Source organism: Oceanobacillus jeddahensis, assembly GCF_000750635.1.
GTDB classification, from domain to species: Bacteria; Bacillota; Bacilli; order Bacillales; family Amphibacillaceae; genus Oceanobacillus; species Oceanobacillus jeddahense.
In genome coordinates, this window is sequence record NZ_CCDM010000003.1 from 584,743 (window position 1) to 600,582 (window position 15,840).

15 protein-coding genes are annotated in these 15,840 nt (G+C 37.9%); 4 read left to right on the plus strand and 11 right to left on the minus strand.

The window, feature by feature from the left end; translation table 11 throughout:
* Nucleotides 1-74: 74 nt before the first annotated feature.
* Complete coding sequence (locus tag BN986_RS16115) at nucleotides 75-632, minus strand: GNAT family N-acetyltransferase (RefSeq protein WP_040981929.1); 558 nt, start codon at nucleotides 630-632, stop codon at nucleotides 75-77.
* A 795-nt stretch (nucleotides 633-1,427) separates the two neighbouring features.
* Between BN986_RS16115 and BN986_RS16120 the strand changes: the two genes are divergently transcribed.
* Complete coding sequence (locus BN986_RS16120) at nucleotides 1,428-1,748, plus strand: hypothetical protein (RefSeq protein WP_148417144.1); 321 nt, start codon at nucleotides 1,428-1,430, stop codon at nucleotides 1,746-1,748.
* A gap of 43 nt (nucleotides 1,749-1,791) precedes the next feature.
* On the opposite strand, the gene hemY is transcribed toward BN986_RS16120, so the two are convergent.
* From hemY to BN986_RS16140, 4 genes are all read right to left on the minus strand, one after another.
* Nucleotides 1,792-3,195, minus strand: a complete 1,404-nt coding sequence (gene hemY / locus BN986_RS16125) for a protoporphyrinogen oxidase (RefSeq protein ID WP_040981931.1) — start codon at nucleotides 3,193-3,195, stop codon at nucleotides 1,792-1,794.
* A complete protein-coding gene (gene hemH, locus BN986_RS16130) occupies nucleotides 3,195-4,130 on the minus strand; it encodes a ferrochelatase (RefSeq protein ID WP_040981933.1) in 936 nt (311 codons plus the stop codon). Before hemH ends, hemY begins: the two co-directional genes overlap by 1 nt.
* Before the next feature lie 93 nt (nucleotides 4,131-4,223).
* Complete coding sequence (gene hemE / locus BN986_RS16135) at nucleotides 4,224-5,261, minus strand: uroporphyrinogen decarboxylase (RefSeq protein ID WP_040981935.1); 1,038 nt, start codon at nucleotides 5,259-5,261, stop codon at nucleotides 4,224-4,226.
* A gap of 152 nt (nucleotides 5,262-5,413) precedes the next feature.
* On the minus strand, nucleotides 5,414-7,615 hold the full coding sequence (locus BN986_RS16140) for a transglycosylase domain-containing protein (RefSeq protein ID WP_040981937.1): 2,202 nt from the start codon (nucleotides 7,613-7,615) through the stop codon (nucleotides 5,414-5,416).
* Between the two features lie 182 nt (nucleotides 7,616-7,797).
* On the opposite strand from BN986_RS16140, the gene BN986_RS16145 reads away from it, so the two are divergent.
* The gene (locus BN986_RS16145; RefSeq protein WP_040981939.1) at nucleotides 7,798-8,295 is read left to right on the plus strand and encodes an antibiotic biosynthesis monooxygenase family protein; all 498 of its coding nucleotides are present in this window, start codon (nucleotides 7,798-7,800) and stop codon (nucleotides 8,293-8,295) included.
* A 102-nt stretch (nucleotides 8,296-8,397) separates the two neighbouring features.
* On the opposite strand, the gene BN986_RS16150 is transcribed toward BN986_RS16145, so the two are convergent.
* The 4 genes from BN986_RS16150 to BN986_RS16165 form a co-directional block, all read right to left on the minus strand.
* Nucleotides 8,398-9,048, minus strand: coding sequence for a response regulator (locus BN986_RS16150; protein ID WP_040981941.1), 651 nt, complete (start codon nucleotides 9,046-9,048; stop codon nucleotides 8,398-8,400).
* Nucleotides 9,045-10,124 (minus strand): sensor histidine kinase, encoded by a 1,080-nt coding sequence (locus BN986_RS16155; RefSeq protein ID WP_040981942.1) that lies wholly within the window; start codon nucleotides 10,122-10,124, stop codon nucleotides 9,045-9,047. Before BN986_RS16155 ends, BN986_RS16150 begins: the two co-directional genes overlap by 4 nt.
* A 15-nt stretch (nucleotides 10,125-10,139) precedes the next feature.
* Complete coding sequence (liaF, locus tag BN986_RS16160; RefSeq protein WP_040981944.1) at nucleotides 10,140-10,898, minus strand: cell wall-active antibiotics response protein LiaF; 759 nt, start codon at nucleotides 10,896-10,898, stop codon at nucleotides 10,140-10,142.
* 65 nt (nucleotides 10,899-10,963) lie between these two features.
* Nucleotides 10,964-11,614, minus strand: a complete 651-nt coding sequence (locus BN986_RS16165; protein ID WP_040981946.1) for a phosphatase PAP2 family protein — start codon at nucleotides 11,612-11,614, stop codon at nucleotides 10,964-10,966.
* A 105-nt stretch (nucleotides 11,615-11,719) separates the two neighbouring features.
* Here BN986_RS16165 and BN986_RS16170 point away from each other — a divergent pair, with 105 nt between their 5' ends.
* Both BN986_RS16170 and BN986_RS16175 read left to right on the plus strand, forming a co-directional pair.
* Nucleotides 11,720-12,184, plus strand: a complete 465-nt coding sequence (locus BN986_RS16170; protein WP_040981948.1) for a ferritin-like domain-containing protein — start codon at nucleotides 11,720-11,722, stop codon at nucleotides 12,182-12,184.
* Between the two features lie 199 nt (nucleotides 12,185-12,383).
* On the plus strand, nucleotides 12,384-13,550 hold the full coding sequence (locus BN986_RS16175) for a M20 family metallopeptidase (RefSeq protein ID WP_040981950.1): 1,167 nt from the start codon (nucleotides 12,384-12,386) through the stop codon (nucleotides 13,548-13,550).
* A 45-nt stretch (nucleotides 13,551-13,595) separates the two neighbouring features.
* Here BN986_RS16175 and BN986_RS16180 read toward each other — a convergent pair whose 3' ends face one another.
* Entirely contained in the window at nucleotides 13,596-14,816 is a 1,221-nt protein-coding gene (locus BN986_RS16180; protein ID WP_040981952.1) for an ABC transporter permease, read from the minus strand.
* A complete protein-coding gene (locus tag BN986_RS16185; protein WP_040982232.1) occupies nucleotides 14,809-15,552 on the minus strand; it encodes an ABC transporter ATP-binding protein in 744 nt (247 codons plus the stop codon). Before BN986_RS16185 ends, BN986_RS16180 begins: the two co-directional genes overlap by 8 nt.
* Nucleotides 15,553-15,840: the final 288 nt, after the last annotated feature.

Below are 15,840 nucleotides of genomic sequence, written 5' to 3' on the forward strand. Positions count from 1 at the left end.
AGCCGGTTGATTTGCCGGTCTGGCTTTTTGAAAATATGAAAATACTACATACACTATCTCTGAAACTAAAGCCGTTAATTGTGCCGGCTTCCATTCCCCCACTCTTCTCTTAACATTCCATACACTTCCCGATCATGGAAGGTATCTCTTATCCGTTCATCCGCCCTTATTGTCCCTTCATGTTTAAATCCCAGCTTTTTGGGAACAGCTGCACTTTTTATATTTTTTACAGCTGTTTTAATCTCCACTTTATTTATTTCCAGTTCATGAAAAGCATAATCCACCATTGCAGCACAAGTATCTGTCATAATCCCTTTATTTGTATACGCCTCGCCTAACCAGTATCCAATTTCTGTTTTCTTTACATTCCAGTCAAAATACAAAAAACCGATGCATCCTGCTAATTTTTCCTTATACCAGATTCCTACCCAAAAACCTTCTTTGTTCACAAAACGAAATAAAGACTTTTTAATAAATGATTTAGAATCTTCTACGTGATTGGTTACTGACGGAAACCTTAACCAGTTACTTAAAAATGCTTTGTTAGCGGTTACTAAGTCAAATAAGATTTCAGCATCATTTTCTTCCAGCAAGGAAAGCATGATGTTTGGATTCACCTGATTGTATAGCATTATTTCTCCCCTCTCTTTTATCTGTACCAGGAGTAATATTACCGGGCAATCCCGAATACTTCTTGATAGAGAATGCTTGTATTTTCTTTATTCTATCATTCATTGTTCGATTCCCAAAAAAACTTATGATTTTTAGCGATAAAAAGATTTATATTGAAAACAGTAGATTCTAATTCCGATTTTGAATTTTACTATCGTCTTTTTAATGTATGCTTACATCAGCGTTGCATTCATTATGTCCACTAATACGAAATAATTGCAATTTCTATTTTTTCTGTTTGAAGCCATGAAAAAATCCTTTATAATAAATAGGTCAAGTGAATTTCCATCCAAATCCAATATAAAGGAAAGAGCTTATGGACAAGAATACATGAAAAAAAGTATTCGTGCTCCCCGGCTTACACGCAAAAATAATGAAATTGAACCTTCAATCTCAGCTTCCTTATTTTCACACTTTATTTGAAGGCGGAAGTTTTACAGACGGTTCTCCGTGATAAAAATAGAAAGAATCTGGATATGAGGAATTTGTGATGTGATCTATTTCGTGAAAGCTGTTATTTCGTCAAACTCATCAAAATGTTATTTCTTTCATTCGCTGTAGAATCCAAATTCAGCGGAAGCCAACCACGTAGACTCCTATGGGAACAAGGCGAGCTGAAGATCCACTTGAAAAGCGGTTTTCTTTTCAAGTTAGCTGAAGCCGTCCCCATGGAAAGCGGAGTGGTTGGCCGGAGCGGGAGCTATATACTATCATTAGTTCAAAAAAAGCTGATTTAGCCAAAAGTAACCACAATAATGAAGAACACGATAATCCTTGATATAGCAAGATATATATGCTTATTATTAAGTGCTAAAATTGAGTTAATTAAAAAAGGAGAGCGGCATATTATGGTATTATTTCGACTTTTAACTATTGTTTTTACTTTGATATTAGGATATTTAGGATATTTTTATTCCAAAAATGCCGGGATCGGATTATTAATTGTATTTGCTTTGAGTCTATTTTTCCCAATTGCCTTAGCAGATGTTTCTTTTTTGGGGTTTAGCGTGATTGTCAATTTTTTTTGTTATATAATAATGATCAGGTCTATAAAAAAGAAAGAAAATAAGATATAAGTAAAACTCCCGGTTCGCAAAATAAGCGAATCGGGAGTTTTACTTATACCAATGCTTCCAATGCCAGCTCAGCGCCTTTTTGACCATGCTCAATGCAATCCGGTAGTCCTGTTCCATCATAGGAGCTTCCTATTAACTTCAGGTTCGGAAGATTATCAGCTACATAGGTCCGTACGCGGCTGACAAGTTCCAAATGCCCTGTATGGTATTGCGGTCTGGCATTTATAAATCGGGTAACCTCATAAAACAAAGGCTGCCCCTTCACTTTCATTACTTTATTTAAGTCTTTTAATACAATATCCACGAGCGTTTCGTCGGATGCCTTTACAATATCCTGATCACCCGGTTTACCAACATAGCAACGTAATAGAGCTTTCCCTTCAGGTGCAGTGCCTTCCCATTTACGATGGGCCCATGTGCAGGCAGTAATCCGGTAATTACTGTTTCTCGTCACTAAAAAGCCGGTTCCGTCCAGGTCACGTTTAATTTGCTTTTCATCAAAAGCAAGAACGACATTGGCAGTTGATGTTGCCGGGATATCATATAATTCCTGCAGCGGCTCATGCTTGCTTAACATTCCCGGAACCTGCGTATGCGGAACGGCGGATAAAACAAAATCAGCCGTTAAAACCTCACCGGAATCCAGCAGAAGATGATAACCCGCTTCTTTTTTCTCTATATGATTTACTTTATTCCCGCGGATAATTTCCACAGTGTCCAGATTTGCTTCTAACGTATTTACAAGCGTCTGCAATCCATTTGTAAAAGAGAAAAATTGACCCTGGGCAGGTTTCGCCTTTTTGTTTTTAGCCGGCTTCGGCATTGTTTTACTGAGGCCTTTCATGACACTGCCATATTCCTGCTCCATTTTTCCGAACACTGGATAAATAGCCTGGAGACTCATCTGATCAAGGTCGCCGGAGTGAATACCAGACAATAGCGGATCAATCTGATTATCGACGATTTGATCTCCGAAGCGGCGGCGCATAAAATGCCCTAAGGATTCATCTTCCGTACTTTTCTTTTTCGGTTTCACCAAATCCATTAAACCACGGAGTTTTCCGTCTAATGTAAAGGAATTGGAACGCAAAAGCGGCCCTACTTCTTTTGGAACACCCATATAAGCACCCTTTGGCATTTTATGCAGACGATCTTTTATCAGCATAAAGGATTGGCCGGTCGAATTACGTTTTACTTGATCGGAAATACCTAATTCTTCCGCCAATGCCATTGCTGCCGGTTTACGTGCTAAAAGCGAGTCCGGCCCTTTCTCAATCGTAAAGCCATCTTTTTTAATTGTATGAATACGTCCGCCTAATCGGTCCGAACCTTCTACCAATGTAATATCGATTGGGAGTTTTGCTGCTTTCACTTTTTTTTGAAGATGATAGGCGGCAGATAACCCTGTTATGCCGCCGCCTATAATAACTACCTTTTTGCTGTCCATCAGGAATCACGCTTTACTTTTTTTAATACCACATTAGCCAACGTTTCAATAAATTCCGGTTTCGCATTTGGCATTTCCGGGCGGTAATAGCTTGCTCCAATCTCATCACAAACGACTTTACATTCATAATCATTATCATATAAAACTTCAAGGTGATCTGCCACAAAGCCTACTGGTGTATAAATAAATGCTTTGTACCCTTCTTTGTTATATAATTCACGAGTTAGGTCCTGAACATCCGGTCCAAGCCAAGGGTCTGGTGTGTTACCTTCACTCTGCCAGCCTACTGCATAATTTTTCACATCTGCAGCTTCTACAATTAATTGCGCTGTTTCCTCTAATTGCTGCTTATATGGGTCGCCGTTTTGAAGAATTTTCTCCGGCAAGCTGTGCGCAGATACGATTAATACTGCATTTTCTTTTTCTTCTGCAGGCATTTTTGCAAACGTATCTTGCACACCTTTTGCCCAGAAGTTAATAAATCCTGGTTCAGTATACCAATCTTGGACGGATTCAATTTTTATACCGTGTTTTTCAGCGGTACTATTTGCACGTTCGTTATATGATTTCACGCTGAACGTAGAATAATGTGGCGCTAAAACAATGGAAACTGCTTCTTCTATGCCATCTTTTGCCATTTCTTCTACAGCATCCTCAATAAACGGTTCGATATGTTTTAAACCGATATATGCTTTAAATTCATATTCATCCTGTACTTCATTCAGTTTGCTTTCTAATGCAAAAGTTTGTTCTTTGGTTATTTTCGCCAAAGGGGAGATACCGCCAATTGCTTCATAACGATCTTTTAAATCCTGTAATGCATCTGGTTCAGGCTTTCTGCCATGACGTATATGCGTGTAATATGGTTCAATATCTTCTTCTTTATATGGCGTACCGTATGCCATTACTAGTAATCCTAATTTCTTTTTTTCCATTTCCAATACACCTCGTTACGTTTTGTTGTTCAAAAGTAAATCTGTTTTTAAAGCAAGATATAACTGCCTAAATTTAATTTTAGTGAGGACAATTTAATGTTTCATTGAATAGCTGTGAATCAGTTCCGTTAGCCGTTTTAACGTTTCTGGCTTAATATCAGGAGTAACACCATGACCAAGATTAAAAACGTAACCTTCCGTGTTTATCCCTTGATCAAGAATCGCTTTCGTTCTTTTTTCAATTGTCTCCCAATCACTAAGTAAAATAGCAGGGTCCAGATTTCCTTGTAGTGCTTTCGTTACACCTAAACTTCTCGCTTCTTCCACAGAAGTGCGCCAGTCCAGGCCAATAACATCTACAGGCAGGTCATTCCATTCGAGCAGCAGATGTCTTGCACCTACACCAAAGGTAATCAGCGGGATATCGTGCTTTTTCAATGCTGAAAAAATATCCGTCATTACTGGTTTCATAAAATAGCGGTAGTCTTCCGCATTCAATGCACCTACCCACGAATCAAAGATTTGAATAGCACTTGCACCAGCTTTAATTTGCGCTTCTACATAACGAATAATCATTTTCGCCAATTTATCCATTAATGCAAACCAAGTCTTTGGCTCACGATACATTAACGCTTTTGTTTTCGTATAGTTTTTTGAAGGGCCGCCTTCAATCATATAACTCGCTAATGTAAATGGTGCTCCGGAAAAGCCGATCAATGGTACGTCAAGCTGTTCCTCTGTCAACAAACGAATGGTATCCAGCACATATGGAACATCACTTTCCGGATCGATCTCACCAAGCTTTTCTATATCTTGCAAGGTCCGGATCGGCTGGTCAATCACTGGCCCAATCCCGCTTTTGATTTCTACATCCACTCCGATAGCTGGCAGAGGCGTCATTATATCTTTATAAAGAATAGCTGCATCTACCCCGTAGTTCTCTACCGGAAGTCTTGTAACGTAAGCACAAAGCTCCGGCTGATGTGTAATTTCAAATAGGGAATATTTTTCTTTTAATGCCCGGTATTCTGGTTGGGACCTTCCAGCCTGGCGCATAAACCAAGCTGGCGTGTAGTCCGTTTTTTTTCCGCGATATGCGTCTAAAATGGTTGTATTTTTTACTTTTGCCATGCAACGTTCATCCTTTATATTCTTTTTCCATCTCTAACTATATCTATTTATTACATTTCTGTATAGGGCTATGGATTGTTTGTCATCAAATTGTCTCATTTTATAATCATTCTAAAAAGATATTTTTTATAATGAAATACTACTACAGTATATCAAAAAAACGATACAGATGTGGATTGAGAACCTTCCATATTGGTAATAGGGTCAACGGGAACAACATAATAGGTTTCATTACGGAACCAGACATCATCAATAATAAATTCTGTTTCTCCTTCTACTTCCCCTACTAATTCATCTGTTCCCTCTTCTTCTTTATAAACACGGTAGACTATACGATCGTCTGTTGAACCATCCCAACTGAGCTTTCCTTTCAATAAGGCAAAACCGCCAAAAGTATAGCTTGCATCGACATGCTCGATGACCGGTAAATCTATCGGATCCGGTAAAGCTTCTACACCTTCAGGCATCTCAAACGAAGCTGTTAATCCGGAACCCGTGTGATTATCGATATCCGTCAGAATTTTTTTGGTTAGTGACGTCGGGTAAGAGCTTCCGCCAGTTAAATAATGATCTGCATCAGACCGGTCATAGCCCATCCACATAGCAGTAACATAATCTGGTGTATAGCCTACAAACCAGGCATCCTTTGATGCTCCTTCAACTGCCGGATGCTGTGTTGTTCCTGTTTTCCCTGCAAGCTCCTTGCCATAATCGCCGGAACTTGCTGTTCCTGTCCGGACCGTTTCTTTAAGCATTTCTGTCATATCCCAGGCAACCTGCGGCGTAAATACTTCTTCCTTGTTCGATTCAGACTGATAAACAACTTCACCATGACGGTCTTTTATCTCTGCAATCGCTGTTGCTTTCGACATCTCTCCGTTATTCGCAAAGGTTTGGAAGCTTTGAGCCATTTGCAGCGGCGTAACTCCCTTATTTAACCCTCCTAACGCAATAGACAATCCATTATCTTCAATTGGCATGTCCATTTTCTCCAGATACGATTTCGAATTGTCTATTCCAATTTCATTCAGCAGCCAGACCGCAGAGGTATTTGTTGATTCAACAATAGCTTGATAAATGGTTATGTTATCCTTATATTCTCCACTAACATTGGTTGCTTCATACCCATCTATATCCATATATTGATCAGGGATAATCGTATAAGGATTATACGTATCTTCCTGCATAAGGGCAGGGCCGTAAACCGCAACAGGTTTAAAGGTTGATCCCGGCTGCCGCTGTACATTTGTCCGGTTTAAATCGCCAAAGCTGTAGTCTCGTCCACCGATAGCCGAAACAATATGCCCATTATTCTTATCAAGCATAACAAAGGCTCCCTCTGTTCCTTCAGTATTACCGGGAAAGAAAGCATCCTCCTGAAAGTTCTGATAAGCAACCTGTTGAAAATCATCATTCATATATACAGTGATGTCATATCCTCCACTTTGCAGTTCCGCAAAGCTTAAGTCATGTACTTCCGCAGCTTCTTTTATAGCAATATCGACATAGCTGTCGACCCAAGGATTCGTTCCTCTCTCTTCTTCTGCCAGATTGATTCCTAACCCTTTTTCCTGCTCCGCAATCATTGTTTCCTCATCTATAAATCCTGCTGATTCCATTGTCATCAAAACAACATTTCTACGCTCAGCTGCTTTGTCCGGGTGATTTAAAGGCGAATATCCATTAGGTGCTTTCATTAAACCGGCAAGCAACGCTCCCTCAGAAATCGTTAAATCATCTACATCTTTGGAAAAGAAATATTCGGATGCCTTCTGAACGCCATATACACCTTCTCCAAAGTAAACCTGGTTCACATATAGCTCTAATATTTCATCTTTGCTAAGCTTGCGTTCCAGATAAAGAGAAGCCATCATTTCTTTTATTTTTCTAGTCCACGATTTGTCATTTGAAAGAAAAAGGTTTTTAGATAATTGCTGTGTAATAGTACTGCCGCCCTCTACTTTACTTCTTGCTAAAATATCACGGTAAACCGCACGGCTGATTGATTGTAAATCAATCCCCTGATGTTCAAAAAAACGGCGATCTTCCACAGCGACAAATGCTTGCAGAACATGATCCGGAATATGATCTGAAGAAACATACTCCCTGTTCTCATTATATAACGTCCGAATAACTTCTCCATCTTCTGTACGGATGGTGGTCGTCAAATCAAGCTGTAAATCATCTTCATTTGCAATCATTTTCCCACCTAAAATAAGCAGACCATAGCCGCTTAATAAAAGCAGGAAAACAGCAGCGATTGCAATCGCCAGCCATTTTATTTTTTGCCAGAATGCATTCTTCTGTTTTTTTCTTCTTTCATTTCTTTTTTCGGTTCTATGTTCATTTTTCATTAGCTCACCTCATGTAGCATATACGACTTTATTATACGTCATTCATCCTTTTTGATAAAGAATGGGCACTCTTAAATTACGAGCTGATTCGACAAGGGTGTATTGTTTTCAATATTTTTTGGATTTGTGTACAATCTAATTATAATGACGTATATAGAGAAGGTTGATAAAGGAGGATTTTTATGAAAGCGTTTATGTCCAGAGGAACCATACATTTTTTGGAATCATTAGAGAAAAAACATACAAATATTGATTTTTATTTTATTGCCAGCAATGATGGCGGAATTGCGTATTATGAAAACAGCTCTAAAAATATATTTTCCAGTGGACAATCCTTTGACGTATTAAAGTCGGTTGGTGAATTATCTAAAGAGGGGTATGTCGTCATGAACCATCTCCCCATCTCCGAGGATAGCAGCTCCACTTTTGAATACCGGATGAAGCACAATGACAGTGGTATTGAAGAGATGGAAGGTTTTCAGGCATGGCGTTTCTTGCGTCAAGAAAAAACAAGTAAATATGTGGTATTAACACAGTGGAGATCATTCTCTGACTTCGAGAACTGGAAAAACTCGGACCAATTTAAAAAAGCACATGATACGCAAAAAGCAAAACAGCCGAGTTACTTTATGGAGCGTCCGTTTGTTATTTCGGGGCATATGCATGAAAAAGATGAATAAAATATAATTTAGTACATTTAACAGATAAAAACGAGAAAACGGGTGCATCCGCTTATCTTTTTACCAAATGCATCCGTTTTTCTTATAACATTTTTTATAACGTTATACGAAACCATCCCCACTTGCTTTAAACAACTGATTCCGGTGTACATAAACAGCGGCCTGCGTTCTATCATTCACTTCCAACTTACTTAGAATACTGCTTACATGCGTTTTAACTGTTTTAATCCCAATATATAATTTTTCACTGATTTCTTGGTTCGTCATCCCGTCTCCAATACATAGCAGCACTTCTAACTCCCGTTCTGTAAGGTCTTCATGAAGTTTTTTTACTGGGGAACGAAAGCTGGTCATCATTTTACTGGCTACTTTCGGCTCAATCACGTTTTCATCTTTGGCAGCTTTTCGTACAGCGTTTGCAATTTCCTGCGCATTTGAAGTTTTCAATAAGTAGCTGAATGCACCTGCCTCCAGTGCAGGGATTACCTGCTCATTATCATAATAGGATGTCAATATAATGACTTTGCATTCCGGGTAAGAAGACATGATTTGCTTCGTCGCTTCTATTCCATCCCCATTTTCCATAATTAAATCCATCAATACAACTTCCGGCCGTTCTTGTATAACAAGCTCAGCTCCCTTAAAACCACTATCAGCCTGCCCTGCAATTTCTATATCATCCTCTGTCTGTAAAAAAGAAATAATTCCTTTACGCACTACATCATGATCATCAATAACTACAACACGAATCATAACACATTCTCCCCCTTTTCACTCCCTTGATTGGGAATTCGAATATAAATGTATGTACCTTGGCCCTTTTTTGAACGAATGGTAAATGTTCCGCCCAGTTCTTCACTGCGTTCTTTCATTGTTTTCAATCCATAAGAAGTTTTTTTATCCTGCTGATTATCCAATTCAAACCCTGCACCATCATCTTCAATACGGAGATGGAGCTCTTCCTGCTTCCGTTTAATTTCTACTTTTACCGTATCGGCATTCGCATGCCGCAATATATTCGATAAAGATTCCTGAATAATTCGAAAAATATGCTCCTCGACGACTTCTTTTAAATCCAGCATCTCATCAATATCGATTTGGAATGTCAGGTTACTTTTTTGCTCTAAAGCGTCTATTAACTTCTGCACGCCTTCTTCCAACGTTTCTCCACTTGTAAGATACACCGGACGCAAATGCAGCAATAATGCACGCATTTCTGCCTGTGCCTGATGCGCAGATTGTACAGCTTCCTGCATCTGTTCTTTTGCAACAGCAGGTTTTTTATCAAATAGCTTTAATGCAGCTTCTGATAACATCGCTAATCCAAAAAGCTCCTGGCTCACAGCATCATGTAAGTCACGGGCAATCCGCTGCCTTTCTTCAATCACTGCTGCTTTATGTGCGGATTTCGCGTAATCTGCTTTTTCATCCGCCATTCGTTGTAACGACTCAACTTGCCGTTGTAATTTATCTCCCAGGTCATTCAGTTCAACAATAATTCGATCTGTTTCATCCACATCCTCATGAACGGTTGAAATTTTAGAAGTATAATTCCCATTAGCAAATTGCTTGATTTGAATCGAGATGGCATCCAAACGAACTTTCAATAAATTCCCGATTTGGGTAAAGCCGGCTTGTAAGGACAAAATAAAACCAACAACTATATACAAACCGATAAATAAAAAGATACTTTGCGCCGTTAACCAATCAGGTTCCCAAATGACAAATAAGGATAGAATAATTGCCAGCAGGATACAAGTTGTTAAAAATAAAACGTAAAGATGCGATTTTATAAAACTAAACCGGATGCTTTTCCACCATTGTTTCATCAGCTATCCTCCCTTCTAAACTCTGTCAATACGAATGGAACCTGCTTTTAAACGAATATCAATATATAATCTTTTGGTAGCACTTTCAAATTGAATTGTTTCAAAAAATATTTCTGCATTAATCCCTGTTGATTCTTCTTTTAATATATTTATATCACCAGCCTTTGCAACTGCGTTAGCTTGAAACTCTACTTCTTCCGGAATCAGAATCGTGACATCACCTGCTAAGGAACGAATATTTATTTCTGTTTCTTCATCAGGGATATATGCATCTGTTAAATCCAAATAAAAGCTGCCTGCCACTGTACTAATATTCATGGGTTCCAAGTTCCAATTCCCCTTTTTTTCCATATCTCCAAAGGTAAATGAAGTCTCTTTATTCTGATCACTCTTCTTTCTATGTTTCTTTTTTTTAGAACCACTGCTGACATCCCAATAAATATGGAATCCCCGAAAAAGACTTATGCCTATAAAAATTAAAATCATCGGCCAGAGCTTAAACACATTCCAAAATGTAAAATCAACTAATCCAAACCGGTCTGCTAACAAAAAGCCTCCAAAAACGAGTAAAAATGTTCCTATCATCCACCTTCCGTGCCTTTTGATAATAGCTGTTCCCAGCAGTACAACTCCAGTAACAATAAAAAATAACGGATAAATATATGTCCAGCCAAAATTTAATTCAAAACCATCTATATTTAAACTGTTTACGATTAGCATTATTCCAATCCAAATCAAGCAAATCGCTATAAAGTAGGAAATAATTCTCCGCATATATTTGATCAGCTCCTTTCCTATGCCTTTATTTTAGATTAGAAAACGGTTTAGAAGGAACCAGCTTAAGAAGGTTTTCTTCTCCTCCTTAAGTCTGAGAAACTTCTATCTATTTGTATATAAATATAAAGAAGTGCAAAACCAACCGTAAATCCAGCGATAACATCTGTTACATAATGGACATTAATAAAAAAGCGGCTGATTCCTATTAAACACACAAGTAAACCAAATACAGTCTCTACAGTTATTTTTAATTTTTCGGAATGAATTTTTTTACACAGTAAATAAGCCATCAACCCGTAGCAAACCATGGAAATCATACTGTGCCCTGATGGAAAGCTAAATCCCTCTGCGTTTAAAGTAACAGAAATACTTGGGCGTTCCCTGGCTATAAGCTGCTTTATCAACACATTCAAAAAATGTGCAAATAAAGATCCTCCTAAAAGCAACAATCCTGGATACCAATGTCTATATAAAAACATAAGCCCTATCGCAGCACCAATAGCGATCGGGATCAGTACATGGGAAGATCCCAACTCCGTAATTACCCTAAAAAAATCATATAGGGCACTTCCATGGGTAAGCGGAACAATTTCTCTTGTCCATTGATCTATGTACGGTAAAACATCAAGTTTTATTTGTATTACCCAAACCACACTCAGTAAAAAGGCAACTGTCCATATACTGCCAAAAAAAATGACTGATTTATTTTTCATACGATCTCTCCTTCTTGTTCTCTTTTCATGCTAAACAGGTTTGAGAAAAATAACAACGGGAAATATATATAAAGAAGTAAAAATCATAAAAAAGGGTGATAAAACATGGACGCTAAATTACATGAAGTAAGTAATGGAGACAAAAAATTACAAGAACTTATCGACGGGTTAAATGAAGATCTGGCGAATGAATACGCTGCTGCTATCCAATATACGTATAGCGCATCTGTCGTTACCGGGCTATACCGGTCTGCTTTAAAACCATTTTTTGAGTCAGAAATAAACGATGAATTAGGCCATGCACTTTACTTATCAGAAAAAATTAAATCCCTTGGTGGTATTCCAACTACAACAGCCGCTTCAGTACCACAGCCTACCCAGGTAGTTGATTTGTTAAAAGCTTCTCTTCAATCGGAGACAGATACGATTGAACGTTATGAAAAAAGAAAAGCACAAGCGGAAGAACTTGGATTAACAGAACTCGTTGTGAAATTAGAAGACTTAATCTCTGATGAAACACATCATAAAGAAGAAATTGAAAGATTATTAGAAGATCCGCGTATTAATTAAAAATAACTGATCTATTTTTTATCCATGAGGCACTTATCACCTCATGGATTTTTATATTTTTTCGTGTCCATAAAATATTTCGATGATTGAAATATTTTATTCTACAGCATCTTTAATAAATGATATAATGAAGTACATTGATAATAACATGAATTTCCATTTTATTCTCAATGTATTTCAATACTTAAGAGGTGATAAAATGTTATCAGCTATTCATTCACTCCTTGATAACACCTATGAAGAAATGGTTAGCATCCGCAGATATTTGCATCAACATCCGGAATTATCATTTCAAGAAACGGAAACTGCTAAATACATTGCAAATTATTATGAAAAATTAGGCATTCCTTATGAAAAGAATGTTGGTGGAAATGGCGTTATTGCCACACTTAAAGGGGCTAAACCAGGAAAAACAGTCGCTTTTCGTGCCGATTTTGATGCTTTACCTATACAGGATGAGAAAGATGTTCCCTATAAATCACAAGTTCCTGGAATAATGCATGCTTGTGGTCATGACGGGCATACGGCTACCCTGCTAACATTCGCAAAGGTCATGCAACAGTTTCAAAATGAATTGGAAGGAACAATCGTATTTATTCATCAGCATGCAGAGGAATATGCACCAGGCGGAGCAAAACCTATTGTGGAAACAGGTGTTTTAAAAGATGTAGATGCCGTATTCGGTACACACTTATGGGCTACCTTGCCTCTTGGAAGTATCTATTCTTCTCATCAGGCAATTATGGCTGGTGCAGACCGATTTGAGATTACGATTCAAGGGCAAGGAGGACATGGCGCGATTCCACAAGATACAAAGGATGCCATTGTCATCGGTGCTGAAGTTGTATCACAATTCCAGCAAATTGTAAGCAGGCGATTAAGTCCATTAACTTCCGCTGTTGTCTCTATTGGTATCTTTGAAGCAGGAAATGCCTTTAATATTATTGCAGATCAATCTAAATTGGTAGGCACCGTCAGACATTTCGATTTAGCTGTTCAAGAAAAAATCATTCAAGAAATGGAGCAAATTTTAAAAGGAATTTGTGATTCATTTGGTGCTTCCTATGAATTTAACTATATTAAAGGTTATCCTCCTGTTGTTAATCATCCAGAACAGACAGATCTCGTGTTACAAAGCACAAAGGAAATTGACGGGGTAGATACTGCTGAAATTATAGAACCACTCATGGTTGGAGAGGATTTTTCGTATTACTTACTAGAAAAACCAGGTTCTTTCTTCTTAACAGGGGCTAATTTGGAAGGAAATGATTATCCGCATCACCACCCTAAATTTGATATTGATGAAAAAGCTATGTTAATTGCTGCAAAAGCTTTTGCCAATATTTATTTAGCTTATCAAGAATAAACAAACAAGCTGACGGAGAACAATTTAATTCTCCGTCAGCTTGTTTTATACTTTACCCAGTTTAGGAATTACATAGAATCTCACATATGCCCAGACAAAAGTAAGTGCACCAACTAATATAATGATACTTCCCACCCATTCAAGTTGGAAGATAAATAAAAATGTAAAAGCAAATGCCTGGACATACCCAAGCTTCCGAATAATTTTAATGACTGCCGTTTGTTTTAAATTCGGGTTTACCGGATAAAGATCGAGCCACATTTGTGTCCGGTGATGCTGGTAAAGAGCCATCATCTGGAATAAGCTTAAATAAATAAACAAAATGGCAAATAACATTTTTATCCAGACATTAGGAATCACCCAAATAAAAATACCACCGATTACTACCAGCCGGATATACATTCCTAGATAATCGCCGCTGCGCAAAAAGGAGATCTGGTATAAATAATCATAGGTCGCTGACCGTTCAAATGGAATTCTGCTGATAAACGGCTTCGTCAACCATTCTCTTTTCTTCACTTTATTTTTCAAATGCGGGACATCTGCAAATAAATTGGCAATACGGTAAAAGGATTGTAATCGACTTTGATCCTTCTCAATTAATAAATCCCAAATGATTCCCGGTTGTTTGGCAGCTACCATAAAATCATACACAATAACTAACAGCAACAGTACAATGGTTACTATAGCAAATAAAGCATGTCCTTCAATCACGAAATAAGCTGTTACTATATTAAGTAATGTCCTAGCTGTTAAATCAATTGTTCGTAAACTCTTATCACGAACTTTTAACATATTCCAGTTGGTCAGCATGTTCATTCCTTTTAATACTAAGAATAAGAGAATCGTAACTAGATATACACTCCCTGCCCTTCCACTGAAACTTGTAAAATATAGTGGGCCGAAAGCTGCTGCTGCTAAAACAATCAGATACGTCTGGATAACAAAACTGTACATAATACTATTACGAAAATATGGACCCATTCGTTGCTCAGCAGCAATAAGAAATACCAAGTCCGGCTCTTGCAGTAATGTCCGGATCGGATTGTAGCTTATCAGTAAGCCTAAAACGATCCCCATAATAATTCCAGTCGGAAAATTCGCTGGCAGTTGCTCGAGCCATTGCTGATAATAATAGGCTGTTGCAGCAGTGAAAAATAGCATAGCAAACGCAATATGTCCATTGAACATATATTTTAAATACCTGCTTAAATTCTTCACATGGGAAGATAAGCGTTTTTTATAAAATGTATGGGAATCAAACATGATCATCTTCCTTTGTCAATTGAACATATAAATCATCTAAAGTCGCATCAGGCATTTGGAATTCTCTGCGAAGCTCCTCCAGCGTACCTGTTGCTCTTAATTCCCCATCATGTAAAATTATGAAACGGTCACAGTATCTTTCAGCAGTTGCAAGAATATGTGTGGACATTAAGACACCTGCGCCCTGCTTTTTCATTGAATCCATCATTTGAAGATAAGATTGGATACCTAATGGGTCCAGGCCAACAAATGGTTCATCAACGATATAAAGCGGTGGTTCAATAAGAAAAGCACACATAATCATTACCTTCTGCCGCATTCCTTTTGAAAAATGGACTGGAAACCAATTCAACTTCTTTTCAAGTCGAAACTCTTTCAAAAGTCTAGGAAGTCTCTGCTCAAATACCTCTTCTTCAATTCCATAGGCCATCGCTGTAAGCCTCAGATGTTCATATAAGGTCAGCTCATCATATAGAATAGGCATCTCTGGAATATATGCCATCTGATTACGATATGCTTCGGGGTCATCCTGAAAACTCTTCCCTTGGACTTGCACCTCCCCTTTTTTCGGGTGCATTAACCCAATGATATGCTTAATGGTTGTACTTTTCCCAGCACCATTTAAGCCGATCAGACCAACAATTTCTCCTTTATTTAAATCAAACGAAATGTCATGTAATACATTTTTATGGGTATACCCTCCGTATAAATTTTCAATATGTAATAAAGAACTCACCATGTTATCCTCCTTTGTTCCAAGATAGGGTTGTATAAAGTGTTAGCACTTGTTCCTATCGTTGGGTGCACATTCGTCGCTCCAATGAAATCTTTTTTAGACTTGGCTTGCCGCTTTTTCATGAACTAATATGATTTTATCATTATTCGGAATGGATTCCAAAATGAACCGTTCTACAAATTATGAGCTGTTTTTTGAAGTTCTTCTGATAAGTTTAATGTAGAATCCTTTACTTTACCCTTTCTAACTCTATACAATAGATAAAAGAATATATTTTTAATTACTAGG